Raw genomic sequence first — 26588 nt, forward strand, 5'->3', positions numbered from 1 at the left:
TTGATAGAGACGTGAATCGAGAGGTGAAAGGGAGCGGCGGCGGGAACGTCGGTGTCCGCCTGTCCGCTTCCGGGGACTACAAGCGCCGCCATAGCGATCGGCTTGCGCGTGTGTAGGTCGCGATGCGGCAATGCGTAACGACGTTCGCCAGTTCGTCGAGCAGCGCCTTGGTAGTGTCGAGATGGACGCACGCGTCGTGTGATGACGGCGCGGGCGGCATGCGCAGGTCGACCAGTTCGCGCAGATCGAGCACCGCGCCGCCCAGCAGGTCACGATGCGAGCCGATCGATTCGGCCGCCAGTCGGGTATGCCGGAGCATGCGCATGCCGCTTGCACCGTGTGCGCGCAGGTCGACCAGCAGGCGCCGGCCGCCGGCCGGCAGCGCGCCGTCGGCGAGCGCGGCCAGGCGTTCCGTCAGGCAATCGCCTTCGGCGAGCGGCAGTGCCCAGCCAAGTTCCGGCAGGGAGACAGCCGGACAGAGCGTCGCGATGAGCGGCGCATCGGACGGGGTTCGCAGCGGCGCGCGGCCGTCCCACAGCCACCACGCGGACGGCAAGCCGGACCCGCGCATGGCGTCGTGCTCGACGGCCAGCGAGAAGTCGGTGCGGCGCACCCGGCGGCCGAGCGTTCGTTCGACGGCCTCCGGCAACGTGCGCCGGCAACTCGCCGCGAGAAACGGCACGATTTCCAGATCGTCCTCGTAAGCGGAGCGCAGCGTGTTGAGGCACTTCATCGTGTCGCGACGCGCGAGCGTGTGCGGCGTGCAGCGAAGCAGCACGATCAGGCGGTCGTCCAGCGATGTAAAAATCCGCTTGATGCGGTGCATTGCATGGTCAGCGGGCCGGTTCATTGCGCGCGCTCCTTGGCAGGGTCGGTCGGGAGCGGTGCGGCGGGTGCCACGCACGCGGTCGAGCGCGCATACGAACCGAGCACCGCAAACGCCGACGCCCGTCGCGTCATCTCCGCCAGCGCTGCCGCAACCGGCGCCTCGTGAGGAAAGCCCGCAAGCTCGAGATAGAAGCAATACGTCCATACGCCGTTGCCGAGCGGGCGTGTTTCGAGGAATTCGACCGAGACGCCGTGGGCTTGCAGGGGAGCAAGCAAGCGGGCGAGACTGCCGGCGTGATGCTCGATCTCGGCCCGTATCAGCGTTTTGCCGTTGCTCGCCTCGACGCGCGGCGCGTCGCCGATGATCAGGAACCGTGTGCGATTCGACGGCTGGTCCTGAATTGCGCGATGCAGCACCGCAATGCCGTATAGTTGCCCGGCGCGCTCGCCGGCGAGCGCTGCGTGGGTGGCGCTTTCGCTGGCCGCCTTCACCGCCGCAGCGTTGCTCGAGACAGCGCGTCGCTCGACGCCGGGCAAGTGGCGATCGAGCCAGTTCCTGCATTGCGCGAGCGCCTGCGCATGCCCGAGCACGCAGTCGACCGCGCTCAGATCCCGCGCATGCGACAGGAGACAGTGCACGATCGGCAGGACGACTTCCCCGCTGGCGGGCAGGCCGGTGCGGGCGAGCAGATCGAGCGTGTCCGCGACGCAGCCGTGCGCGGAATTCTCGAACGGCACGACTGCGCTGGGTGCGGCACCTGACGCAACCGCGTCGAATACGTCATCGAGCGTCGCGCAACCGATGCGCAAGGCCGCGTCGCCGAAAAACCGGATCACCGCATCTTCGCTATACGTACCGCTGGGCCCGAGGAAGGCAATCGGTGCGGCCTGCTGCAGGCTCCTCGATGCGGAGAAGATCTCCCCCCAGATCTGTTCGACCTGCGCAGGCCGCAGCGGCCCCGGGTTGAGCTGCTTGAGTTGGTCGAGAATCCGTTGCTCTCGCAACGGCTGCAGAATCGCGAGCCCCGCGCGCAGCTTCAATAAGCCGATCTGTTGCGCATGCTCGCTGCGACGATTGAGCAACCGGAGCAATTCGTGGTCGATCGCTTTGATCGACCGCCGGTGCCGGTCGACCTCGCGTTCATCGGGCGCGTGCGTGAGGTTGTCCATGGAGCGAAAAGAGAGTGTGTCGGGTTTTGCCGCACCGGGGTGCGCGTACTCGGCTTGGCGGCCGAGCGACGCGACCGGCGGTGGCCATCGGTCATGCGGTCGAAGAGAGCGGCGCCAGATCGGCGCGGGCGCCGGCGGACGGGCGCCGGCGAGCGCGGGTCGCGGCGGCGAGCCGCTCGAGCGTCGCGACCGTGTCGTTCCAGCCGATGCAGGCATCGGTAACACTCTGGCCGTAGACGAGCCCAGCGCCGGCGCCGAGCGACTGGTTGCCGGCGATGAGGTTAGACTCGATCATCACGCCGGCGACACAGGCATCGCCGGCCGCGACGCGCGCGGCAATCGATGCGCACACGGGCAACTGGTTCTCGTGCTGCTTGCCGCTGTTGCCGTGGCTCGCGTCTATGACGACGCGGGGCGCTAGCCCGTGCGCCACCAGCTGCTCGCAGGCAGCGCCCACGCTCTGCGCGTCGTAGTTGGGCACCTTCCCGCCGCGCAGGACCAGATGACCGTGGCCATTTCCGCCCGTCGACTGCCTGACGAACCGGCCATCGCCATCGACGCCGAGAAAGCGATGGCGGCTGCGTGCCGAGCGGATCGCATCGATCGCAACCTTCAGGTCGCCGTCGGTGCCGTTCTTGAATCCGATCGGGCAGGCTAGCCCGGACGCCATTTCACGGTGGATCTGCGATTCGGTCGTGCGGGCTCCGATCGCGCCCCACGATACGAGGTCCGCGAGATAGTGCTGGCTCAGGACGTCGAGGAACTCAGTGGCAACCGGCAAACGCAGCGACGTGACGTCCAGCATCAACTGGCGCGCGATCCGCAGCCCGGCATCAATGTCGTGAGATTCGTCCAGATGCGGATCGTTGATCAGGCCTTTCCAGCCGAGACAGGTTCTCGGCTTCTCGAAATAGACTCGCATCACGATTTCCAGGTCGCGATGCAACGTGCGCCGAACCTCGGACAGGCGCGCCGCATAATCTAACGCAGCGGTGCGCTCGTGCACCGAGCAGGGGCCAACGATCACGAGAAGCCGGTCGTCGTCTCCATCCAGAATGCGGCGGATCGCATCCCGCGATTCGGCGACGAAGCGCACCTCGTCGCGATCGGCCGGCAGTTCGCACCGCAGGCGTGCAGGAGGGGAGACGAACACGGGGGGATCGCGTTGCTCGTTCATGGCTTCCTCGCTAATCATTGGTATTGCAAATTGATGAATAGGCTGTCTAACCGAAGTAGACGGATTGCGTTACGTCATATTTTCAAAAATCCGGCAATGCACTCCGGCGGGCTTATTGATCGATTAAATCCGTCCGATACGCAATTGGGCGAAATTCTGGTCGCACCAATCCATCTCCATGAATATTCGATGGAGTAGCAAGTGCAATTCGAAAGCTTTCTGAATGCAATTCGTCAAAAACGAGCGTAATCAAAAAGCGGGCCCCGCCGTCCCGGCAAATTTCCGGAGCAGCGTGAATCATGCGATCTCGATTGCAGGATCCCGGAAGGCAAATCGGTCTGCACCATATCGCCGGACCGACTCCGTCATAGCTGCCGGCGCGCGCATGGTATGCCCGGCGCAAACCTGCGCCAGCGGTTTACCCGGTGCGAAAGAGGCCCGATTGCGATAAAGCCGTTCGGTTGGTGGCGCAGATAGAGTTATTCATGTGGCCCTCTCAATAATATCCGTTCTCAATCACTATCACTCGTGGCGAGTTGACAGAATTATGGAGTTCCCTGAGTATGTGTTGAATATCGAAATAATTATTTCAATCACAACAAATCTGGATGATTGGCCATGGCTACACTCGATGTCGACGCCGTTCGCGCATTTCTGCTGGTTGCCGAATTGGAAAGCTTTACGAAGGCGGCAGATTTTCTCGATACGACACAGGGCGTGGTCAGCGTGAAATTGAAACGCCTCGAGGAGCGCCTGGGATACCGGTTGCTCGATCGCACGCCGCGCAGCGTGAGACTGTCGCGGGAAGGGAATGCATTCGTCGAGTCCGCGCGCGATTTCGTCGCCGCGCATGACCGCGCGCTGCGTGGGCTGACGCTACCACCCGCGCGTCTGATGCTCGGCGTGAGCCATAATCTCGTCGGTACGGAATTGACGGCATTGCTGTCGATGCTTCATGTGTTCGATCCCGGGCTGACGATCGAAGTGCGCGTCGACAATTCCCGCCGGCTGCTCGCCGAACTCGATGGCCGCAATCTCGACGCCGCGATCGTCCGGCACGTCGACGGACGCGACGACGGCTGCGTGATCGCCAACGAACAGATCGGCTGGTACGCCGCGCCGAGCTTGCATTACGAGCCGGGAACGCCGCTACGTGTTGCTTCGTTGCCCGCCACGTGCAGGGTCCGCGCGATGGCGTCGCGGGCGCTCGACGACGCGGGCATTCCCTGGCTTGAGGTCTTCGTGGGTGGGGGCGTGAATACGGTCGCGGCCGCCGTATCCGCGGGTCTGGCCGTCGCAGCGCTGGCCCGGCCCGCGGCGCCGGCCGGATCCGTCGAGGTCGGCCCCCGTTTCGGATTGCCGCCGCTGCCGAGTTCCGATGTCATGTTGCACAGCGGCTCGCTGGACGAGCGCGCGAAACAGGCGCTGCGCGTCATTGCCGCTTCGTATGGCGGCAAGGATCGCGTCGCGGACACGGCGTGAGCGCCCCGTGCCGCACGCGGGCAAGCCCGCCCCGGGACCTCGCGCGCCGGGTCACATGCCACGCACGGCGCTCGTCGTCCGATCGCGACGCTGCACCATCCAGACGCTAACCAGGAACCCCGCGACGAGCGGCACGAGCATCCATTCGAGGCCGATGCGCATCGCATGCGCGTGCGCTGCCGCGCCGCCGCCCTCGCCGAGCGCGCCGAAGAACGCACCGCCGATGCAGGCGGCCGCGAAAGCGGCGCCGATATAGAGCATCGCGACAATTGCTCCGGCGGTCATGCCGGCATGGCGCGTGTCGACGTCCGCAAGTACGATCCGCTGCAGCGACGGCAGCGCCAACCCTTGCCCAGTCCCGGCAATCAAGAGACCGATATAAAACGGCAGTTCCGGCGCACCATGGCCCAGTTGCGATGCGCAGAGCCCGAAGCCGCCGGCGAGGCAACCGAACCCAAGCGGCATCAGGCCCTCGCCGATGCGGCGGGCGAGCCATGGCGTCGCGAGCGGCCCGAGCAGATAGCCAGCACCGTAGGGAGCAAGGCCGAGGCCCGATTGCAGCGGGGTCCAGCCGAGCCCCTCCTGCAGGTAGATGCCATAAGTGAGAAAGAACGCCGCGATACTGTAGAAGAGGAACGCGAGCAGCAAGCCGATTGCCACGACCGGCTGGCTCAACACCGCCACATCGACGAGCGGATCGCGCGCCTGCCGCGCAATCCAGCGCTCGATCCGGATGAACGCAACGAATGCCGGTATGCACAGGCCGAGACTCCAGAACGTCCATGCGGGCCAGTGCAGCTCGCGGCCGACAGTCAGCGGATAGATCAGCAGCATCAGCGCAATTGTCAGCGCGACCATGCCCGGGACGTCGATGCGCGCGCCGCGCTCCGCACGGCTCTCGGGCAGATACCGCCAGGTTCCCACCAGCGCGAGCATGCCGATCGGCACGTTCACGAGAAATACCACGCGCCAGTCGAGTCCCCAGGGATGCAGATCGATCAGCGCGCCGCCGCCGACTTGCCCTGCCACCGACGCGAGCCCGAACACGAACCCGTAGAGGCCCATCAGGCGCGCCTGCATCTGCGCAGGAAAGACAGTGCGGATCGACGCGAGGACCTGCGGCGTGATCAGTGCCGCGCTGATGCCCTGCACGACGCGGCTCGCGACCAGCACCTCGCCGCTCATCGCCATGCCGCACAGCGCCGATGCAACGACGAAGGCTGCCATGCCGATCATGAAGATCCGCCGGCGTCCGTACAGATCGCCCAGGCGCCCGCCGGTGATCAGGACGACGGCATATGCGAGCGCGTATGCGGAGACCGTGAGCTGGATCTGCGCGTCGCTGGCTTTCAGGCCGACGTGAATCGCAGGCAGCGCTAGATTGACGATGAAGTAATCCAGCGGCGGCAGGAATACGCCCGTATAGAGCGACGCGAGCGCGAGGCCGCGGCGCAGGGAAGACGCTTCGATAGTCATGCGCGTGATCGGGAAAGGAATGACATGGTTTGCACGATAGCAACAAGTGGCACTATTATCTAAGCCCACTTTCGGAAACTGAATCACTCCACTTTCAGGCAATGAGCAAACGCGCCACTCCGCCCGTCTGGGGCGCTTTCGCCGTCGATCCCGCAGCGGCGCTGCCGTTTCAGGAGCAGATCGCCCGTCACCTGCGCGAGGCGGTGCTGCGCGGCCACCTGCGTCCCGGTGCGCGCCTGCCGTCGACGCGATCGTTCGCGGCCGAACTGGGCGTGTCGAGGCAGACCGTCGTGCTGGCGTACGACAGGCTCATCGCGGAGGGCTATGCGCGCGGGCAGCGCGGCTCCGGCATCTACGTGCCGGACGTATTGCCGGAGGATCTGGCGCCGCCCGTCGCCACGGCGCCGCTGTCCGTTACCGCAGCGCGCGGCGATGCGTACCCGGCGCTGTCCGAGCGGGGCCGCCGTCTGGCCGGGCTGCCTGTCACGCCGGTGCCGCGCGGGCCGGGCCTGCTCGCGCCCGGCACCCCCGCGTTCGATGCGTTCCCGTACGACACGTGGACTCGACTGTCCGCCCGCTTCTGGCGCAGCCGGCCGACCGTCGACCAGCTCGGCTACGCCGATTCGGCCGGATACCGCCCGCTGCGCGAGGCGATCGCCGAACATCTGGGCGTGACGCGCGGCCTGCCGTGCGATGCCGACGACGTCGTGATCACGTCCGGCTCGCAGCACGCGATCGAGCTAGCCGCACGCCTGCTGATCGACGCAGGCGATACGGTGTGGATCGAGAACCCGGGATTCGTCGCGGGACACAGCGCGGTCGAAAGCGCCGGCGCACGAGCGGTGCCGGTGCCGGTCGACGCGGAGGGCCTCGACGTCGAGGCCGGTACACGGCTGGCCGCGGACGCGCGCCTCGCGGTGGTTACGCCGTCGCATCAGTACCCGCTCGGCGTGACGATGAGCCTGCGGCGCCGGCTCGCGCTGCTGGACTGGGCCGAGCGTACGGACGCCTGGATCATCGAGGACGATTGCGACGGCGACTACCGCTACGCCGGCCGGCCGCTGCACCCGCTGCGCGCGCTCGGCCGGCAATCCGCCGCGAATCGCGTGATCTACGTCGGCACGTTCGCGAAGGTCCTCGCGCCCGGGTTGAGGATCGGCTTCCTGATCGCGCCGCCGGGGCTCGCCGGGGCTTTTGCGCACGCCCGCGCACTGGTTGACCGGCAATCGCCGACGCCGTTGCAGGTCACGCTCGCGGAATTCATCGGCGAAGGGCATTTTGCGACGCACCTGCGCCGCATGCGGATGCTTTATGCCGAGCGTCGGGATGCGCTGCTGGCCGCGCTCGAATGCCACTGCGCGGACGTGCTCGATTGGGGAGGCGCGCCCGATGCCGGCCTGCATCTCGTCGCGGAGCTGCGTGGCGCGGCTGCACCGGACGCGGATCTCGTGGTGTGGAGAGCCGCCACGGCGCTCGGGCTGCAGACGCCACCGCTGTCTGCGCATTACCGTGGCGGCGGCAAGGCCGGGCTCGTGATCGGTTTTGGCGCGACGCTGCCCGGCAACATGCGGGACGCAGTGCTGCGGCTGCGGCGCGCCATCGTGGCCTGACGGCGCGACGCCAGACAGTACACCCGAAACGTTGCGCAAGATTTGTCTCCTGTTTGCGCCATTCGATGGTGGTTTTTGCTTGTGGTGGCGGCCGGCGGCAGAGATCAGAAAAAAAAATCTCCCTCCGTCACTGAAAAATAGCCGCATTGAACGGCCGCGATGCACGGTCGCGTTGCACCGGTTTCAAGACCGCGCCAGTGAAAGAACAGAAACAGGACACCTCCCCATGACCGCCCGCTTGCCCGTCGACGGCCCGCCCGCCCTGTCCGACTACCGCCTGACCGACAACCTGACCGCGACGCGCGGCCGGATCTTCCTGACCGGCACGCAGGCGCTGGTCCGCCTGCTGCTGATGCAGCGCGCGGTCGACACCGAACAGGGGCTCAACACGGCCGGCTTCGTCAGCGGCTATCGCGGCTCGCCGCTCGGCATGGTCGACCAGCAGTTGTGGAAGGCGAAGAAACTGCTCGACGGCAGCGGCGTGCGCTTCCTGCCCGCGATCAACGAGGAACTCGGCGGCACGGCCGTGCTCGGCACGCAGCGGGTCGAGGCCGATCCCGAGCGCACGGTCGAGGGCGTGTATGCGATGTGGTACGGCAAGGGCCCGGGCGTCGATCGCGCCGGCGACGCGCTGAAGCACGGCAACGCGTACGGTTCGTCGCCGCACGGCGGCGTGCTCGTCGTCGCGGGCGACGACCACGGCTGCGTGTCGTCGTCGATGCCGCACCAGAGCGACTTCGCGATGATCGCGTGGCACATGCCGGTCGTGAACCCGGCGAACATCGCCGACATGCTCGAATTCGGCCTGTACGGCTGGGCGCTGTCGCGCTACTCGGGCGCCTGGGTCGGCTTCAAGGCGATCTCGGAAACGGTCGAGTCGGGCTCGACCGTCGACCTCGACGGGCTGCAGACGCAGTGGCCGGCGCCGGCCGGCTTCACGCCGCCGGCCGGCGGCCTGCATAACCGCTGGCCCGACCTGCCGAGCCTCACGATCGAGGCGCGCCTCGCCGCGAAGCTCGACGCGGTCCGCCATTTCGCGCGCACCAACAGCATCGACAAGTGGATCGCGCCGAGCGCGCAGGCGAACGTCGGCATCGTCACCTGCGGCAAGGCGCACCTCGACCTGATGGAAGCGCTGCGCCGTCTCGACCTGACGGTGGCCGACCTCGACGCGGCCGGCGTGCGGATCTACAAGGTCGGCCTGTCGTATCCGCTCGAGATGACGCGCATCGAGACCTTCGTCGACGGGCTCGCCGAAGTGCTCGTGATCGAGGAGAAAGGCCCGGTCATCGAGCAGCAGATCAAGGATTACCTGTACAACCGCACCGAAGGCGCGCGCCCGCGCGTGCTCGGCAAGCACGACGCTGCCGGCGCCTGCCTGCTGTCCGAACTCGGCGAGCTGCGCCCGTCGCGCATCCTGCCGGTGTTCGCCGACTGGCTCGCGCGGCACAAGCCGGCGCTCGACCGCCGCGAACGCGTCGTCGAACTCGTCGCGCCGCAGATCCTGTCGAACGAGGCCGACGCGGTGAAGCGCACGCCGTACTTCTGCTCGGGCTGCCCGCACAACACGTCGACGAAGGTGCCGGAAGGCTCGATCGCGCAGGCCGGCATCGGCTGCCACTTCATGGCGTCGTGGATGGAGCGCGACACGACGGGGCTGATCCAGATGGGCGGCGAGGGCGTCGACTGGGCCGCGCATGCGATGTTCACCAACACGAAGCACGTGTTCCAGAACCTCGGCGACGGCACCTACTTCCACTCGGGCATCCTCGCGATCCGCCAGGCAGTCGCCGCGAAAGCGAACATCACGTACAAGATCCTCTACAACGACGCGGTCGCGATGACGGGCGGCCAGCCGGTCGACGGCAGCATCTCGGTGCCGCAGATCGCGCGGCAGGTCGAGGCGGAAGGCGTGTCGCGCTTCGTCGTCGTGTCCGACGAACCGGAGAAGTACGACGGCCATCACGGGTTGTTCCCGAAGGGCACGACGTTCCACCACCGCAGCGAGCTCGACACGGTGCAGCGCGAGTTGCGCGAGACGCCGGGCGTCACCGTGCTGATCTATGACCAGACCTGCGCGGCCGAGAAGCGCCGCCGCCGCAAGAAGGGCGAATTCCCCGACCCGGACAAGCGCCTGTTCATCAACGACGCGGTGTGCGAAGGCTGCGGCGACTGCGGCGTGCAGTCGAACTGCCTGTCGGTCGAGCCGCTCGAGACGCCGCTCGGCCGCAAGCGCCGCATCGACCAGTCGTCGTGCAACAAGGACTATTCGTGCGTGAACGGCTTCTGCCCGAGCTTCGTGACGGTCGAAGGCGCGGCGCTGAAGAAGGCCGCGGGTGCCGCGTTCGACGAAGCGGCGCTCGCCGTGCGTGTCGACGCGCTGCCGGTGCCGGCGACGCATCTCGATGCGGCGCCGTTCGACATGCTCGTGACGGGCGTCGGCGGCACGGGTGTCGTGACGGTCGGCGCGCTGATCAGCATGGCCGCGCACCTCGAAGGCAAGAGCGCATCGGTGCTCGACTTCATGGGCTTCGCGCAGAAGGGCGGCTCGGTGCTGTCGTTCGTGCGGATCGCCGCGAGCGACCGCTGGCTGAACCAGGTGCGCATCGACACGCAGCAGGCCGATGTGCTGCTCGCGTGCGACATGGTCGTCGGCGCGAGTGCGGAAGCGCTGCAGACGGTGCGTCACGAGCGTTCGCGGATCGTCGTCAACACGCACCGGATCCCGAACGCGTCGTTCGTGCAGAACCCTGATGCGAACCTGCATGCGGACGCGCTGCTCGAGAAGATGCGTCACGCGGCCGGCGACGGCTATCTGTCGAGCTGCGACGCGCAGGCGCTCGCCGCGAAATTCCTCGGCGACTCGATCGGCGCGAACATCCTGATGCTCGGCTACGCGTGGCAGCTCGGCCTCGTGCCGGTGTCGCTCGCCGCGATGATGCGCGCGATCGAGCTGAACAACGTCGCGGTGCCGATGAACAAGCTCGCGTTCTCGATCGGCCGGATGGCGGCCGGCGACGCGGCGGGCCTCGACGCGTTGTGGAACGCGCGTCACGCGGTGGCCGCGCACGCCGCGCCGGAGACGCTTGCCGAACTGATCGCCGATCGCGAAGCGCGTCTCGACGCGTACGGCGGCGCCCGCTACGTCGAGCGCTACCGGGCGCTGGTGAACGCGGCGCGCGCGAAGGGCGACGACGCGCTGACGCGTGCAGTCGCGACGACGTTCTACCGGCTGCTCGCGGTGAAGGACGAATACGAGGTCGCGCGGCTTTACACGGACGACGCATTCCGCACCGCGCTCGAAGCGCAGTTCGAAGGCGTGCCGGGTCACGCGTATCGCGTGAAGTTCAACCTCGCGCCGCCGACGATCGCAAAGGCCGGCCGCGACGGCGGCGTGCCGAAGAAGCGCGTGTTCGGCCAATGGATGTGGCCGGTGTTCGGCATGCTGGCGCGCGTGCGCAGCCTGCGCGGCACGTGGCTCGATCCGTTCGGCCGCACGGTCGAGCGCAGGATGGAGCGCGCGCTCGCCGACGACTACGAGACGACGCTCGCCCGAGCGCTCGCCGCGACGACGGCCGGCAATGCGGCGCAGGTCGTGCAGCTGGCCGACCTGCACGCACGCGTGCGCGGCTTCGGTCACGTGAAGGTGCGCAACCTGGCCGGCGTGAAGCGCGCGGAGCGCGAGCTTGCGCTGCAGCTCGGCATCGACGCGGCGACGAGCGCGGCCGTGCAGCACGCGCTCGACGAGATGAAGGGCGCGGGCATGCTGAAGGGAATTCCCGTCGTCGTCGCGAAGTAACGCGAACGCGGGCGGATGTGAAAACGGCGACGCTTCGGCGTCGCCGTTTTTTTATGGACCTCGGCGGCTGCGCGCGGGCCGCAACCGGTCTTTCAAAGAATGCCTTTCTTGCGCAGAACGGACGCTACACCGTCACCGTACTAAACGCGCGGAGCAGGTCAGCCGTCCCTGCCTTTGTGCTGATCGGCCTGGGCCTCGTGCTCGTCGCAATGTTTGCGGCGGGCTTTTATTGGCTCGCCACTATGGACCGGCCGATACCCCCACACTCCCAGTAGCTTCCTCGCCGACTCCCAGCACTACCGTCCCGCATTGCGTCGATATCGACGAATTCGACGAATGGGAAGCGTTCGCGCCGTATCCCGATCACATGGTCCACGCCGCGCAAGAAGCCAGCGCCGAATTGAGCAATAACTATCCACCGTTCGGCCGGCGTGAAGAATTCGCCCGCGCATCCCCTGATACGGAAGCTCGCCACGACCTACACGACGCGATCGAATCGTTGATGGGCAAGCCGGGCAAGCCCGATCCGGCGCCGACCAAGGCCGCTGCACCGTCGCCTCCAAGATCGGCAATCCGCTGTCCGCGTTGTCTGTCCTCGCGTATCGACACGCGCAATCGCGCCCGCAAGGCTGGTTCTACGATTGGCAGCGTCGCTGGAGCGACCGGTGGCATGGCCGCCGCGCTCGCTGGCGCAGAGACTGGCGCCGTCGTGGGCTCGATCGCCGGACCACTCCGCACGGTCTTGGAAACTAGCTCGCCCCGAAACAACCGCTCGAAGTCTGGAGGCGTGCCGCCGGCATGGACTGGCGGATCGAAGAAGCCGAAGTGCGCTTCGTCTCCGCTGGCAATCGAAGCCTCGGCTCGATTCACGCGTTTCCCGAACAGAAGGTGTTGTACCGGTCGGACACCAAGGCACCGCTGTCCGTCGTTTCCGCTCGTTATCAGGTCGTGCAACCTGAACAGATTTTGGAGTTTTATCGAGACCTGACGGAGATCGGCGGCTTCCAGCTCGAGACCGCGGGTGCGCTCAAGGAAGGCCGCAAGCTCCGGACCCTCGCCCGCGCGGGGCAATCGGGCACCCTCAAGGGCAAAGACTCGATCAACGGTTATCTGCTCTTGGCCACCGCCTGCGACGGGACGTTGGCCACTACCGCGCAGTTCACGTCGGTGCGCGTCGTCTGCAACAATACCTTGCAGATCGCCCCGGGCGACAACGCTGGCGCAATCAAAGTCTCACACCGCTCGCAATTCGACGCGACTGCCGTCAAACGCCAGCTCGGTATCGCCGTCTCCACATGGGACGCGTTCATGGTCCGGGCCAAGGCGTTGTCCGAACGCAAAGTAACCGACTCGGCAGCCGAAGCATTTCTGCGGCGCGTCCTGACTTACTCGACGATCAATCTCCCCGATCGCGAAGCGGTGGCCGTCAACGAAAGAGCCGTCAAGGCGGTCAGTCAGCTCTATGCCGGACATGGAAAAGGCTCGGTTCCGGCTTCGGCGTCCGGAAAAGCATGGGGCCGTAGCGCCCCGCCGCTGTAAGGCGACCGCCGAAATACCGCCCGTCGCTCCTGCACCAAGTATCAGAATCCGCATAATCGCGCCAATCTCTCCGTATCGTCATTGCATCGACGACGCCGATGTCGCGATGCATCTGAGCGAAAAAGTGGCGCAAATTGCGATTGCGTGCCGGCGGCCCGGCGCGCCGCCTAGGGTCGGGCTATCGGAGTCGCGCCGACCCGATTCGCGGCGCGAGCGCGCGTGCCGTGGCGCGCGGAGACCGCCTCGATGCCGCGCCCGACGATCCGCGCGGCGGCATCGCCCATCTTGCGCGGCGCCGCGTAAAATGCGCGTAGACGCGCGTGCCCCACCAGCAACGCCTGAAGAAAATAGGCGTCGATTTCGGTTTCGCCCGACGATGCATTCGCGCCGTTTTCGCCGGCGTCGCCGGGTTTGTTCAGGATCGCGACGAGCGTCTCATGCATCTCCTGAAACAGCTCGATCGCGAGGTGCGCCGTCAACGGCTCGGCGAGGAAAATCTCGTCGTGCGGGAGCAGCTTGCCGCGGGGTCGGCAGAACGCCTTCGCTTCGGCGCAGCGCGCGCCGCCCGACAATAACAGGCGGCAGAACGCCTTGATGCTCGCGCGCCGATTGCCGCGCCGCGCAAGTGCCAGTAACTGGCCGCGAAACGACTCCCGCGCACGGACAAAGAGCGCCAGTAGCAAATCGCTCTTGCCCTTGAAGTGCCAATACACCGCGCCGCGCGTGACACCGGCCGCCTCGGCAATGTCCTCGAGCGACGCGGCACCATAGCCGCATGCATCGAAAAGGCGCTCGCTCGCGTCGAGAATGGCTTCCCGGGTCAAGAGCGCCTCTTCCTTGGTTTTGCGAACCATTTTTCGTCGCCCTCGCGGTCAGTTCGCCCGCGCCGCCGTGGCCGAAGCGAACGGTACGGCCGCGTTGCCGTAGTCGACCGGCTCATCCGGCGCGCGCGGCGTCTCGCCGGCGCGCTGGACCCAGCCGCCGCCCAGCGAGCGGTACAGGTCGACGAGGTTTGTCCAGCGCGCCAGACGCGCGCTGATGAGCGTCTGCTGCGCCGAGTACAGATCCGTCTGCGCGGTCAGCACCGACAGGTAGCTGTCGACGCCGTTCTTGTAACGCAGGTCCGACAGGTCGAAGCGGCGCTGCTGCGCGTGCTCGTTGCGCTCGAGCGCGGCGATCTGCTGGTCGTACGTGCCGCGTGCGGCCAGCCCGTCCGACACTTCGCGGAATGCCGACTGGATCGCCTTCTCGTAGTTCGCGATCTCGATGCGCTTCTGCACGTGCGCGAGATCGAGATTGGCGATGTTCGAACCGCCCTCGAAGATCGGCAGCGCAATACTCGGCGCAAACGACCACGCCGCCGTACCGGCCTTGAACAGGCCGCCGAGCGTCGGGCTCGCGGTGCCGAATGCCGCCGTCAGCGAGATCTTCGGGAAGAACGCCGCGCGTGCCGCGCCGATGTTCGCGTTCGCGGCCAGCAGCGTCTGCTCGGCCTGCATCACGTCCGGACGACGCGTCAGCAGGTCCGACGGCAACCCGGCCGGCACGTCCGTCAGCAGGTTCTGCGCGTCGAGCGGCATGCCCGGCGGCAGATCGTCCGGCAGCGGCTCGCCGATCAGCAGCACCAGCGCGTTCAGCGCCTGCGCACGCGCACGCGCCTGCGCCTGCTGGTTCGCGAGCGCCGTCTCGACCACCGTCTGCGCCTGACGCAGCTCGAGCTCGGAGCCCGTGCCGTTGTCGAACTGCAGCTTCGTCAGGTCGTACTGCGCCTGAGCGGACTTCAGCGTGTTCTCCGTGACCTTCAGCAGATCGTCGGTCGACAGCAGCGTCAGGTACTGGTCAGCCACCGACGACACCAGCGAGATTTCCTGCGCCTGCCGCGCGTACGCGGTCGACAGGTACTGCGCGAGCGCCTGGTCCTTCAGGCTCTGCACGCGGCCGAACAGGTCGAGTTCCCACGACGCCGAAAGCCCGACGTTGTAGGTGCGCGTGATCAGCGGCTGGCGCGTCGTCGATACGCCGGCCGGGAATCGCTGGATGCTGCCCGTACCGGTGCCGTCGAGCGTCGGGAACAGGCCCGCGCGCGTGATCTGGTACTGCGCGCGCGCCGCCTCGATGTTCAGCACCGACACGCGCAGGTCGCGGTTGTTCTTCAGCGCGATCTCGATCAGCCGCTGCAGGCGCGGATCGACGAAGAATTCGCGCCAGCCGATGGCGGTCGCCGCCTGGCCGTTCGCGCTGCGCGCGCCGGCAGCGCCCGGCTGCGTCGCGTAGACGCCGCCGGCCGGGTACGCCTGTGCGACGGGCGCGTCGGGCCGCTTGTAATGCGGCGCCATCGTGCAGCCCGTGGCAAGGAGCGCGGTGGCGAGTGCGACCGCGCTTGCAGTCATAGCGTGTTTTTGCATCATCAATGTCCGTTGTTGCCGGCGTCTTCGTCGTTGTGCTGTCGATCTTCGTGACGCGAATGCGCCTGCGCGAGACGCAGTGCGAGATCGGCATCTTCCTGCTCGCCGCTGAAGATCTGGCGCACCTTCACGAAGAACATCGGGATCATGAAGATCGCGAGGAACGTCGCGGTGATCATCCCGCCGATCACACCGGTGCCGATCGCGTGCTGGCTCGCCGAGCCCGCGCCGTTGCTGATCGCGAGCGGCAGCACGCCGAGAATGAATGCGAGCGACGTCATCATGATCGGCCTCAGCCGCAGGCGCGCCGCTTCCAGCGCGGCCTCGATCGGCCCCATCTTCTCCGCTACCTGCAGCTCGCGCGCGAACTCCACGATCAGGATCGCGTTCTTCGCGGACAAGCCCACGGTCGTCAGCAGACCGACCTGGAAGAACACGTCGTTCTCGAGGCCACGCAGCGTCGTCGCGAGCAGTGCGCCGACCACGCCGAGCGGCACGACCATGATCACCGAGAACGGGATCGACCAGCTTTCATACAGCGCCGCGAGACACAGGAACACGACGAGGATCGAGATCGCGTACAGGATCGGCGCCTGCGAGCCGGACTGGATTTCCTGGAACGACAGACCCGTCCACGAATAGCCGACGCCTTCCGGCAGCTTCTTCGCGAGCGCTTCCATCGCGGCCATCGCCTGGCCGGTCGACTTGCCTTCCGCCGCCTGCCCCTGGATCTCGAACGACGAGACGCCGTTGTAGCGCTCCAGCTTCGGCGAACCGTAGGTCCAGCGGCCGGTCGCGAACGCGCTGAACGGCACCATCCCGCCCGACCCGTTGCGCACGTACCAGACGTTCAGGTCGTCCGGCGTCATCCGGAACGGTGCGTCGGCCTGCACGTACACCTTCTTGATCCGGCTGTCGGTGTCGAGGAAGTTGTTCACGTACTTCGACGCCCACGCGATCGAGAACGTCTGGTCGATCGCGTCCGGCGTCACGCCGAGCGCATCCGCCTTCTCGCGGTCGATGTCCACCTTGTACTGCGGCGTGTCGTTCAGGCCGTTCGGGCGCACCAGCGCGAGCAGGGGGTCCTTCGACGCCATCCCGAGCAGCTGGTTGCGTGCCGCCATCAGCGCGTCGTGGCCGAGACCGGCGTTGTCCGTCAGCTCGAAGTCGAAGCCGGACGCGTTGCCGAGTTCCCGAATCGACGGCGGGTTGAACGGAATCACCACCGCATCCTTGTACTTCGCGTAATGCGCAGCGGTCCTTCGCAGCAGCGCCTGGACCTTCTGGTCCGAACGCCGGCGCGCCGAGAAGTCCTTCAGCTTCACGAACACGAGACCCGAGTTCTGGCCGCGACCCGCGAAGCTGAAGCCGTTGATCGTGAACACCGAGTCGACCACATCCTTCTCCGCGGTAGTCAGGTACGTGTTGATGTTGTCAAGCGTCTTGCCGGTCGTTTCCTGCGTCGAGCCGGACGGCGTCTGCACGATCACGAACATGTAGCCCTGGTCTTCGTCCGGCAGGAACGACTTGGGCAGGCGCGCGAACAACAGGCCGACCGCGACAAGCACGGCCAGGTAGATGACGAGCCAGCGACCCGAGCGCTTGATCACGTGTTGCACGCCGACGTGGTACTGATCGCGGCTCTTGTCGAAGGTCCGGTTGAACCAGCCGAAGAAACCCTTCTTCTCTTCGTGGTGGCCCTTCGGGATCGGCTTGAGGATCGTCGCGCACAGCGCCGGCGTCAGGATCAGCGCGACGAGCACCGACAGCACCATCGCCGACACGATCGTCAGCGAGAACTGACGATAGATCGCGCCGACCGAACCGCCCGAGAATGCGACCGGCACGAACACCGCCGACAGCACGAGCGCCACGCCGACGAGTGCACCGGTGATCTGGCCCATCGCCTTGCGGGTCGCTTCCTTCGGTGACAAGCCCTCCTCTACCATCACCCGCTCGACGTTCTCCACCACCACGATCGCGTCGTCGACCAGCAGGCCGATGGCGAGCACGAGGCCGAACATCGACAGCGTGTTGATCGAGAAGCCGACCGCCGCCATGATCGCGAACGTGCCGAGCAGCACGACCGGCACCGCGATCGTCGGGATGATCGTCGCACGCAGGTTCTGCAGGAACAGGTACATCACGAGGAACACCAGCACGATGCCTTCGAGCAGCGTCTTGACCACTTCCTCGATCGACAGGCGCACGAACGGCGTCGTATCGAACGGATAGTGGACGACCAGCCCGTGCGGGAAGTATCGCGACAGCTCAGCCACCTTCGCCTGGATCGCGCTCACGGTCGCCAGCGCGTTGGCGCCGGTCGCGAGCTGGATGCCGAGCCCGGCCGTGGGTTGCCCCATGTACTTCGTGTCGAAGTTGTAGTTTTCCGTCCCCAGGGACACCCTGGCGACATCCTTGACGCGCACTTGCGAGCCGTCCTGGTTGACCTTCAGCAGGATGTTGCCGAACTGCTCGGGGGTGCGCAGCAGCGTCGCCTCGGTGATGGTCGCCTGCAGCACGGTGCCCGGCTTCGCCGGCGTGCCGCCGATCTGGCCGCCCGCGACCTGCACGTTCTGCGCGTTGATCGCGGCCGTCACGTCGGACGGCGTGAGGCCGTAGTTCGTCAGCTTCGTCGCATCGAGCCATACGCGCATCGCATATTGCGAACCGAGCAGCAGTGTCTGGCCGACGCCGTTGATGCGGCTGATCGGATCGAGGACGTGCGACGCGACGTAGTTCGTCAGGTCGTCCTTCGACATGCTGCCGTCTTCGGAGTTGAACGCAATCCACATCAGGAAGCTGCTGCTCGACTTCGTCACCGACATGCCGAGCTGCTGCACGACCTGCGGCAGGTTCGGCGTCGCGAGCGACAGCTTGTTCTGCACCTGGACCTGCGCGATGTCCGGGTTCGTGCCCGGCGCAAACGTGATCGTGATGGTCGCGTTGCCCGAATCGTCGCTCGTCGACGACATGTACAGGAAGTTGTCGAGCCCGCTCATCTGCTGCTCGATCACCTGCGTCACCGTGTCTTCCACCGTCTTCGCGGAAGCGCCCGGATAGTTCGCGGTGATCTGCACGGCCGGCGGCGCGATCGTCGGATACTGCGCGATCGGCAGCGTGAAGATCGACGCGACGCCGGCCAGCATCAGCACGATGGCGATCACCCATGCAAAGATCGGGCGATCGATAAAAAACTTTGCCATGAAACAGGCTCCCTGTTAATGAGCACTCGACGCGGCGGCGGCGCTCGCCGGGGCGGCAGCCGACGCTGCAGCCGACGAGGCGGCCGGCGCTGCAGCCCCTGCGGCGGCGCCGACCGCCTGCGCAAGCTGGGCCGCAACGGTCTTCACGGTCGCGCCCGGACGCACCTTGTCGACGCCCTGCACGATCACCCGGTCGCCCGCCTGCAGACCGCCTTCGACGATCCAGTTCTGCCCCTGCATGCCCGTCGTCTTCAGCGGACGCGGCGCGACCTTGTTGCTGGCGTTCACCACCATCGCGATCGCCTGGCCCTTCTGGTCGTGCGTAACGCCGATCTGCGGCACCAGGAACGCGTTCTCGTTCACACCTTCCTCGATCCGTGCGCGCACGAACATCCCCGGCAGCAGTACGCGGCCCGGGTTCGGGAACACCGCACGGATCGTCACCGAGCCGGTGGTCTGGTCGACCGTCACGTCCGAGAACTGCAGCTTGCCCGGCTCCGAGTAGGTCTTGCCGTCCTCCAGGATCAGCGACACCTTTGCCGCGCCCGGGCCGCTCGTCTTCAGGCGGCCGCTCTGCACGTCCTGGCGCAGCTTCAGGCCTTCGAGGCTCGATTGCGTGAGGTCCACGTACACCGGGTCCAGCTGCTGCACCGTCGACATCAGCGTCGCCTGGCTCGCCTGCACGTACGCGCCCGGCGTCACTTGCGAAATGCCGACGCGGCCCGTGATCGGCGAGACCACGTCCGTGTAGCCGAGGTTGATCTGCGCGGTATCGACCGCCGCCTTGCCGGCCGCGACGTCCGCCGCGGCCTGCCCTTGGGTGGCGACCGCGTTGTCGTAGTCCTGCTTGCTGACCGCGTTCGCGGCGACCAGCACCTTGTAGCGCGCGACCAGCGCGTTCTGCGTGACGAGGTTCGCCTGCGCCTTCGCGAGCGTCGCCTTCGCGCTGTTCAGCGCGGCGATATACGGTGCCGGATCGATCTTGTACAGACGCTGGCCGGCCTTGACGTCGGTGCCTTCGGTGAATTCACGGCGCAGCACGATGCCGTCGACCCGCGCGCGAACCTGCGCGACGAGGAATGCACTGGTGCGGCCCGGCAGTTCGGTGAAGACCGGTACGGCTTGCGGCTGGACGGTGACGACGCCGACTTCCGGCGTTTGCGGCGGCGGTGCCGATTCTTTTTTCCCGCACGCGGCCAGGAAAACGGCGGCCGTCGCGACAGTGATTAAGCGGTATGGAACCCGTTCGACGCACATGGAGCGACCTCTCACAATCAATGAATAACAACCACTCGGTTCTGGCTTTTCTTCAACAACGCCTATGCCTGCCGGTTCCATCCGGAACCCTGCATGCGAATTTCCTTCTGGCACATCCTTTCCGGAACGCATTGCTCACGCAATTCGGCCAATTCCTTTGCGGAATCAGGCAATTCAGATAGCGTCACTTATAATTTCAGCAATCCTTATGTAATGTTCGGCGATCATAGAATCGCCAGCACAAATGGAGGGGCGCCGGAAATCAAATATGGCATTTCAATCATCCTTGTGGCTCGATTGAGCGGTTGTGAATGAACTGATCGGCATGACGACTGGCTGTCCATCGCGTATTCGAACGGGTTTTGGTTGCGCCAGGCCGTTTTCGGGACGGGATGTCGACCGGATGCACGGCAGCCCCCCCCCGATGTCAGGGACCGCTGGTTGAAATACTTGACCAGCCGACACGTGGGTTGCCTGTCGGCGTGTGCGCATTACAGACGCGGGGCGATTGAGCACGTCGACGGTATCGTCCCAACCGATGCAGGCATCGGTAATGCTCTGGCCATAGACCAGCGCACGATGAGCAGATACGACCTGAGCGCCGGCGACAAGATTCGACTCGAGCAAGAGCCCTGCGATGTGAACGTTGCCGGCAGCTATCTGGGCGCCGATCGATGCGCAGACCCGCAACTGGTTCTTGTGCAACTTGCCGCTGTTGCCACGACTCGCGTCGATCGCAATCTCCAGCGCGCCGTCGGTACTGTTCTTGAATCCGATCGGACACAGCAAGCCGGAGGCCATTTCACGATGACCCTGCGATTCCTTCGTACGCGCGCCGATCGCCCCCACCAGATGAGATCCGCAAGATAGTTTCGACTACCGATACTGGGGAACTCGGTTGCAATGGGAAGCGCGAGCGACGTCACATCCAGCAGCAGCTTTCGGGCGATTTGCAGGCCGACGTCAATGTCGTGGGCCTCGTCGAGATGTGGAGCGTTGACAAGACCTTTCCGGCCGAGACGGCTTCTCGGCCTTTCGTGGTAGACGCGCATGACGATTTCGCGATCCTGATGCAGCGCCAGTCTCGCCTGCGACAGGTGCGCCGCGTAATCGGGCGCCGCCGCCGGGTCGTGTATCGAGCACGGTCCGACATTCACGAGCAACCGGTCGTCGCCGCCATGCAGGATCCGTCGGATGGCAGTTCTCGAGGTGACGAGGCGTTCGTTCTTGGGCGTCGCCGGAAGCTCGCCTTTCAGGAACGCCGTAGTTTTCACGAGATTACTTCCACCAATGATTTCATTCAACGAAGTTCTCTCACGAATAGCTTTTAAAAAATCAGTCGTGAGCGGCCGGCTTTATGTTTTCTATCGGAATACTCGTTCATGACTGATGTCCGCATGCCATCGGCGTTGCAGTGCGAGCTGACATTCAGGGGCTGGGCTGGGGCGAACATTTGATTCAGGCGCGACCTATCAATCCGGTCGGACACCGAGCTGCAATTCTTGACAGGTTGGCGCCACTTCATATCCGATGGATAGCGGGGATTTTCTTCGCGAGCCTCTTGTCCTGGCTCTACAAAGATTGCAGACAAACTTCCGCCCACACGGCCGAAAGCAAGCCTCGCGCGAGCAAGACATCTTCGACCCCGTTGAATTCTTGCTCGAATCGCATAAATCACGGGTTCCACGAAAATCTCGGCGCGCCACACGTAGTATCGAGCGGATCTGCGTATCCGCGCATATCCGCCATGAATATCGTGCCACAAGACAATTACCGCATCCGGAGATCATCGATAAAGAGCGGGATGATGGGCGCAAGCAATTGATGGCTCTACGAATACATATCCGCCAAATAAACCTCATCTGATGTTGATCGATGGAATTATGAGGTTCCGTGAAATTTTTTAAAATATCAATAATGCTATTTCAAACACAACAAATTCGGATGATCGGCAAGGATCGCGCTTGACGTAGATGTCGTTCGTACCTTTCTATTGGTTACGGAATTTGGAAGCCTTACGAAAGCGGCGGACTACCTGGATACCACACAAGGCGTGGTCAGCGTCAAGGTGAAGCGGCTGGAGGAACCGCCGGGATTCCGATTGCTTGGTCGCAACCCAAGAAGCGTCGGGCTGTCGAGAGAGGGGGCGCCTTCATCGATGCGGCGAGAGAATTCATCGAGGAGCACGATCGTGCGTTACGCAGGCCGGCTTGTCCGCCCGCCCGACTTTCGCCGGCATCGCGCATCATCTCGTCGACTCGAAATTGCTGGCGCCATTGTCGACGCTTCACTCGTATGGCCCGGCATTGACGATCGAGGTACAAGCGAGTGGTTCTCGACGGCTATGGCCGCGCGGTGAGCCAGTGTTTCGCCATCCAACCTTCGGCTGTTGCCGACGGGGTCTGCGAGAGCGCCGTAGGTCCATCCGCCACCGTGAGCGGCTCCAACGGCTTTGGCGCTGCATTGTGTTCTGCTACAGAGGGTGTTCGAATAAGTCCCCCCGTCAATGCAGTCAATTCCGTGCAAGCCTTCTGTCGGCCAGACTGCCTGTGCAATGGCTGAACAGAGGTCCCAAACGTCAATTGTTGGTCCCGACGGCAATTTAACTGCCACCAGCACCCCAGTCCTCCGATCTTTGCTTGTGAAGATCTGACGAGTATAGAGTCAATAGAAATAGGTTCGCATCGCAGGAACTGCAGGCTGAGCCCAAAATCCGAGAAGGGGTCAGTTCGACGCGCGAGACGGCACTTCTCGTTTGACCCTGTCATATTGCGTCTCTCCGATAAAACGAAGCGGAGTGATTCGCCACCGAATGCCGCTCGGACATGTTGTCCCAGCCAAGCCCAGCGCCGACGATGGGCTGGCCGAGGGGCCAAAAATCCAACCCATCGCCAACCCATTGAATTCATTGATCTTATCGAAATAATTCGGCAGAGGTCATGGAGATCGGATAACGGGCCCCGCGAGCGCGGAACCGGAAGTCGAACGGAATCGGTGGCCGGCCATTGCCGCACGCCCCGCAACCGATTCAGCCTATTCGTCGCCCGACAGCCCGTTCCCTTCTTCGAAACGCGTGACGCCCTGCAACGCGCGCAGCTTGTCGCAGATCGCCCGGTATTCGAGTTCCGACACCCGCGCGAGCGCGATGCGCACCTCGTCGTGCTCGCCCGTGTCGTCGGCACGCTGCAGGATGAACTGCTTCACGCGCGCGCTGTCGGGGCCGAGCGCCGCATGCAGCGAATCGAACGTCAGCGCGCCGCTCACGACCGTCAGCGCAAGCTGGCGCCGCTGGCGCACCGTGAAATAGCGCCGCTCCAGCGGCTTGATGCCGGCCAGGATGATCAGGATGATGATCGTCGCCGAAATCGACGCCACATAGAGGCCGCCGCCCACCGCGAGGCCGATCGCGGCGACCGACCACAGGCTCGCTGCCGTCGTCAGCCCGCGCACGATCTCGCCGCGCAGCAGGATCGAGCCCGCGCCGAGGAAGCCAATGCCCGACACGACCTGCGCGGCGATCCGCGACGGATCGAGCACGATGTGCTCGCTGCTGCCGAGCACGTCGGCGAAACCGAACGCCGACACGATCATGATCAGCGTCGAGCCAACGCACACGAGCATGTGCGTGCGCAGGCCGGCCGCCCACGACAGGCGCTCGCGCTCGAAGCCGATGACGCTGCCGAGCGCCGCCGCAAGAACGAGCCGCATCACGAGTTCCAGGTTGCTGAGCATCCGATTTATCTCCTTTTTTTTGTGCCGGCCGCGCGGAATGTTTTATCCTTGGCCCCGGCCGCGCCGATCCTCCGGGCCGCGCCGACACGATTCGATCCAAGCGCTCAACCCCGTCATGTCCGTTTCCGACTCCGCTTCCACCCAGGCCGCCCAGTTGCGCCACCATTTCGCGCACGTCGTCTTGCCGATCTGGCGGGGTTCCGGGTTCGACCACATGTTGCGGCTGCCGTTCGAGGCCGTCGATCCAGCCACCCACGCGCCGCTGCCCGTCACCCGTTATCGCGCAATGGCCTGCGCGCGGCAACTGTTCGTGTTCGCGCAGGCCGGCGACGCAGCACATGCGGCCACGCTGTTCGCCGCGCTGTGCAGCCGCTTCCGCGACGCGCGCCACGGCGGCTGGATCTACAGCGTCGACGCGCAGGGCGCGCCGCTCGATACGACCAAGGATCTCTATACGCACGCGTTCATCGTGTTCGCGTGCGCCGCATGGCATGCGGCGTCGGGCGACGCCGCCGCGCGCACGGTGGCCGAGGAAACCGCCGCGCTGATCCAGGACCGCTTCGCGCCGCGCCGCGGCGACGCGCTTCTCGATGCGGCGCGCCACGCCGATTTCTCGCCATCCGGCAGCGGCGCGCTGCAGAATCCGCTGATGCATCTGACCGAAGCATGGCTCGCAGCCGCCGACGCCTTCGGCGACGCGGCGTTCGACGATGCGCTCGCTAGCACCGCGCAGGCCGTCGAGCGCACGTTCGTCGACGCGGCGACCGGCTGCGTCGCCGAGCTGCCGCTCGGGGCGGCCGACAACCGTTTCGAGCCCGGCCATCAGTTCGAGTGGTTCTATCTGGTCGATGCGGCCGGTGCACGGCTCGCGCAGACCGGGCTCCCCGACGCGCTGTCGCGCGCGTTCACGTTCGCGGAGCAATACGGCGTCGATGCGCAGACGGGCGGCGTCTGCGCGGCGCTCGACGCGCAAGGCGCGTGCATCGACGGCACGCAGCGGATCTGGGCGCAGACCGAGTACCTGCGCGCGCTCGCGACGCACGGCGGCACGCCGGCCTCCGCGCCGCTCGCGCAGCAGATCGAGCGCTTCGCCGCGCGCTTCCTGCATCCGCGCGGCTGGTTCGAGTGCAAGACGGCGGACGGGCAGGTGTCGCGCGCCGACATGCCGTCGACGACGCCCTACCATCTCGCGACTGCCTACGCGGCGCTGCCGGCCGGTTCGTAACCTGCGTCGGCGAACGACGGCGCCGCGCGTTCGCCGAGTCCCGCTCGTTCGCCGCGCGCATCGCCGAGCTCGAACACCGACACCGCCTGCATCAGGTGCGCGGTCTGGTCGTTCAGCGACGCGGCCGCCGCCGCGACTTGCTCCACCAGCGCCGCGTTCTGCTGTGTCAGCTGATCCATCTGCGTGACGGCCTGGTTCACCTGCTCGATCCCGACGCTCTGCTCGACAGACGCGGCCGTGATCTCGGACATCGTCTGCACGACGCGCGTGATCGATGCCGACACCGTCCGCATCGCGTCGCCGGCACGCTCGACAAGTTCCGCGCCGCCGTTGATCTGCGCGACCGAATCCTCGATCAGCGCCTTGATCTCCTTCGCCGATTGCGCGCTGCGCTGCGCGAGCGAGCGCACTTCGCCCGCGACGACCGCGAAGCCGCGCCCCTGTTCGCCGGCCCGCGCGGCCTCGACCGCCGCGTTCAGCGCGAGGATGTTGGTCTGGAATGCGATGCCGTCGATCACCGAGATGATCTCCGCGATCCGCCCCGAGCTCTGCGCGATGCCGCGCATCCGGTCGATCACGCTGTCGACCACGCCGCCGCCGTGGCTCGTCGCTTCGAGCGCTGCGTCGGCCAGCGCGCTGGCCGCGCGTGCGCTGTCGGTGTTCTGCCGGACGGTCGCGGTCAATTCCTCCATGCTCGCGGCCGTTTCCTCGAGCGATGCGGCCTGCGTGCCCGTGCGCGCCGACAGGTCGGCGTTGCCGCCCGCGATCTCGCCCGCGCCGAGGTGGATCGCGTCGGACGCGTGGCGCACCGTGCGCACGGTGCCAGCGATGCTCGCCTGCATCGCGGCGAGGCCGCGCAGCATCCGGTCGATCTCGAATACGCCGCCCGCCCGCACGGCTTCGTCGAGCCGGCCCTGCGCGATCCGCTCGAAATGGCGGCCCGCTTCATCCAGCGGCGCGACGACCGCGCGCCGCGCGGCCGCGTAGATCGCGGCGCTCGCCGCGAGCATCGCCACCAGCAGCGCGATGCCGACCGACTTGAACCAGAGCATGCCGCCGTCGATCGTGTCGAGCGCCGTGCGGCTCGATGCGCTGCCGTATTCGGCGAAGCGATGCAGTTCGGCGATGTAGGCGTCCTGGATGCCTTGCGTCGGCTGGTCGAGGAAGGCCTGGATGTTGTCGGCGTCGAGGAACTGCACGAGTTCGCCAAGCGCGCCGCGCAGCGCGCGATAGCGCTCCGCGAGCGCCGCGACGCGCGTGCGGTTCGTGTCGTCGACCGGCTGCGCGGCCGTCAGCGCGGCGAACGCCTTGTCCGCTTCGGCAAGCGAAGCGCCGGCATGGCGGATGATGTCCTCCGGCTTCGGGCCGCCGCGCACCATCCGCGTGCCGGCGCGCGACAGGTTGATGCGCGCGTCGAGCAGGTGCTCGGTCGCCTGGTTGGCCGCGTTGACCTGCGCGATCGCGACGTTCGACAGATCGTCGACGCCGCTGCGCGTCGACGCGAGCGCCCGGAAGCCGAGCGCTTCGATCGCGAACAGGAAGAGGCAAAACACGGTCAACACGCCGAGCAGACCCGACGCGAGCTTGATTTTTCCGAACATGGGGAGATTCCTGGAGAGCAGACGAGGAGGCAATGCCCCGGCATTAGCGGCATTTCTTCGTCGGACTTTAGGAGCGGGGGT

Annotated in this window: 15 protein-coding genes and 3 pseudogenes; 5 read left to right on the forward strand and 13 right to left on the reverse strand. The window is 65.9% G+C overall.

From position 1 onward, the window contains the following. Nucleotides 1–76 precede the first annotated feature (76 nt). The 4 genes and pseudogenes from DM992_RS25010 to DM992_RS41805 all read right to left on the reverse strand — a co-directional run bounded on the left by DM992_RS25010 (nt 77) and on the right by DM992_RS41805 (nt 3476). Nucleotides 77–850, reverse strand: coding sequence for a hypothetical protein (locus tag DM992_RS25010; RefSeq protein WP_162631727.1), 774 nt, complete (start codon nt 848–850; stop codon nt 77–79). Further along, entirely contained in the window at nt 847–1998 is a 1152-nt protein-coding gene (locus DM992_RS25015; protein ID WP_162631728.1) for a bifunctional chorismate mutase/prephenate dehydratase, read from the reverse strand. The genes DM992_RS25010 and DM992_RS25015 overlap by 4 nt, the downstream gene beginning before the upstream one ends. Before the next feature lie 91 nt (nt 1999–2089). Further along, nucleotides 2090–3085 (reverse strand): annotated as a pseudogene (locus DM992_RS25020) (3-deoxy-7-phosphoheptulonate synthase); the annotation flags it as partial. Between the two features lie 202 nt (nt 3086–3287). Further along, nucleotides 3288–3476, reverse strand: coding sequence for a hypothetical protein (locus DM992_RS41805; RefSeq protein WP_162631729.1), 189 nt, complete (start codon nt 3474–3476; stop codon nt 3288–3290). Nucleotides 3477–3793: 317 nt separating this feature from the next. On the opposite strand from DM992_RS41805, the gene DM992_RS25025 reads away from it, so the two are divergent. Then, nucleotides 3794–4657 carry a LysR family transcriptional regulator gene (locus tag DM992_RS25025; protein ID WP_111019083.1) on the forward strand — a complete coding sequence of 288 codons (864 nt, stop codon included), beginning with the start codon at nt 3794–3796 and terminating at the stop codon, nt 4655–4657. Between the two features lie 51 nt (nt 4658–4708). On the opposite strand, the gene DM992_RS25030 is transcribed toward DM992_RS25025, so the two are convergent. Next, nucleotides 4709–6220 carry an MFS transporter gene (locus tag DM992_RS25030; RefSeq protein WP_162631730.1) on the reverse strand — a complete coding sequence of 504 codons (1512 nt, stop codon included), beginning with the start codon at nt 6218–6220 and terminating at the stop codon, nt 4709–4711. A 14-nt stretch (nt 6221–6234) separates the two neighbouring features. Between DM992_RS25030 and DM992_RS25035 the strand changes: the two genes are divergently transcribed. The 3 genes and pseudogenes from DM992_RS25035 to DM992_RS25050 all read left to right on the forward strand — a co-directional run. Then, complete coding sequence (locus DM992_RS25035; protein ID WP_111019085.1) at nt 6235–7743, forward strand: PLP-dependent aminotransferase family protein; 1509 nt, start codon at nt 6235–6237, stop codon at nt 7741–7743. A 226-nt stretch (nt 7744–7969) separates the two neighbouring features. Beyond that, nucleotides 7970–11542 (forward strand): indolepyruvate ferredoxin oxidoreductase family protein, encoded by a 3573-nt coding sequence (locus DM992_RS25040; protein WP_111019086.1) that lies wholly within the window; start codon nt 7970–7972, stop codon nt 11540–11542. A 735-nt stretch (nt 11543–12277) separates the two neighbouring features. Continuing rightward, nucleotides 12278–13060: pseudogene (locus tag DM992_RS25050) on the forward strand (DUF932 domain-containing protein); the annotation flags it as partial. A 188-nt stretch (nt 13061–13248) separates the two neighbouring features. Here the strand turns inward: DM992_RS25050 and DM992_RS43420 are convergent. From DM992_RS43420 to DM992_RS25085, 7 genes and pseudogenes are all read right to left on the reverse strand, one after another. Next, the gene (locus DM992_RS43420) at nt 13249–13935 is read right to left on the reverse strand and encodes a TetR family transcriptional regulator (protein WP_111019088.1); all 687 of its coding nucleotides are present in this window, start codon (nt 13933–13935) and stop codon (nt 13249–13251) included. 18 nt (nt 13936–13953) lie between these two features. Then, the gene (locus tag DM992_RS25060) at nt 13954–15489 is read right to left on the reverse strand and encodes an efflux transporter outer membrane subunit (protein ID WP_111019089.1); all 1536 of its coding nucleotides are present in this window, start codon (nt 15487–15489) and stop codon (nt 13954–13956) included. Continuing rightward, nucleotides 15489–18692 carry an efflux RND transporter permease subunit gene (locus tag DM992_RS25065; RefSeq protein ID WP_111019090.1) on the reverse strand — a complete coding sequence of 1068 codons (3204 nt, stop codon included), beginning with the start codon at nt 18690–18692 and terminating at the stop codon, nt 15489–15491. The genes DM992_RS25060 and DM992_RS25065 overlap by 1 nt, the downstream gene beginning before the upstream one ends. Nucleotides 18693–18707: 15 nt before the next feature. Further along, complete coding sequence (locus DM992_RS25070) at nt 18708–19949, reverse strand: efflux RND transporter periplasmic adaptor subunit (protein ID WP_111019091.1); 1242 nt, start codon at nt 19947–19949, stop codon at nt 18708–18710. A gap of 276 nt (nt 19950–20225) precedes the next feature. Beyond that, on the reverse strand, nt 20226–20798 hold the full coding sequence (locus DM992_RS43545; protein ID WP_343212473.1) for a hypothetical protein: 573 nt from the start codon (nt 20796–20798) through the stop codon (nt 20226–20228). A gap of 38 nt (nt 20799–20836) precedes the next feature. After that, nucleotides 20837–21223: pseudogene (locus DM992_RS43550) on the reverse strand (3-deoxy-7-phosphoheptulonate synthase); the annotation flags it as partial. Between the two features lie 1759 nt (nt 21224–22982). Beyond that, nucleotides 22983–23681 carry an MgtC/SapB family protein gene (locus tag DM992_RS25085; RefSeq protein WP_111019093.1) on the reverse strand — a complete coding sequence of 233 codons (699 nt, stop codon included), beginning with the start codon at nt 23679–23681 and terminating at the stop codon, nt 22983–22985. Between the two features lie 115 nt (nt 23682–23796). Here DM992_RS25085 and DM992_RS25090 point away from each other — a divergent pair, with 115 nt between their 5' ends. Continuing rightward, a complete protein-coding gene (locus DM992_RS25090) occupies nt 23797–24906 on the forward strand; it encodes an AGE family epimerase/isomerase (RefSeq protein ID WP_111019094.1) in 1110 nt (369 codons plus the stop codon). Here DM992_RS25090 and DM992_RS25095 read toward each other — a convergent pair. Beyond that, entirely contained in the window at nt 24879–26507 is a 1629-nt protein-coding gene (locus DM992_RS25095; protein ID WP_111019095.1) for a methyl-accepting chemotaxis protein, read from the reverse strand. The genes DM992_RS25090 and DM992_RS25095 overlap by 28 nt on opposite strands. Between the last annotated feature and the right edge of the window lie 81 nt (nt 26508–26588).

Origin of the sequence: Burkholderia sp. JP2-270 (genome assembly GCF_003233675.1) — a bacterium.
Lineage (GTDB): Bacteria > Pseudomonadota > Gammaproteobacteria > Burkholderiales > Burkholderiaceae > Burkholderia > Burkholderia pyrrocinia_C.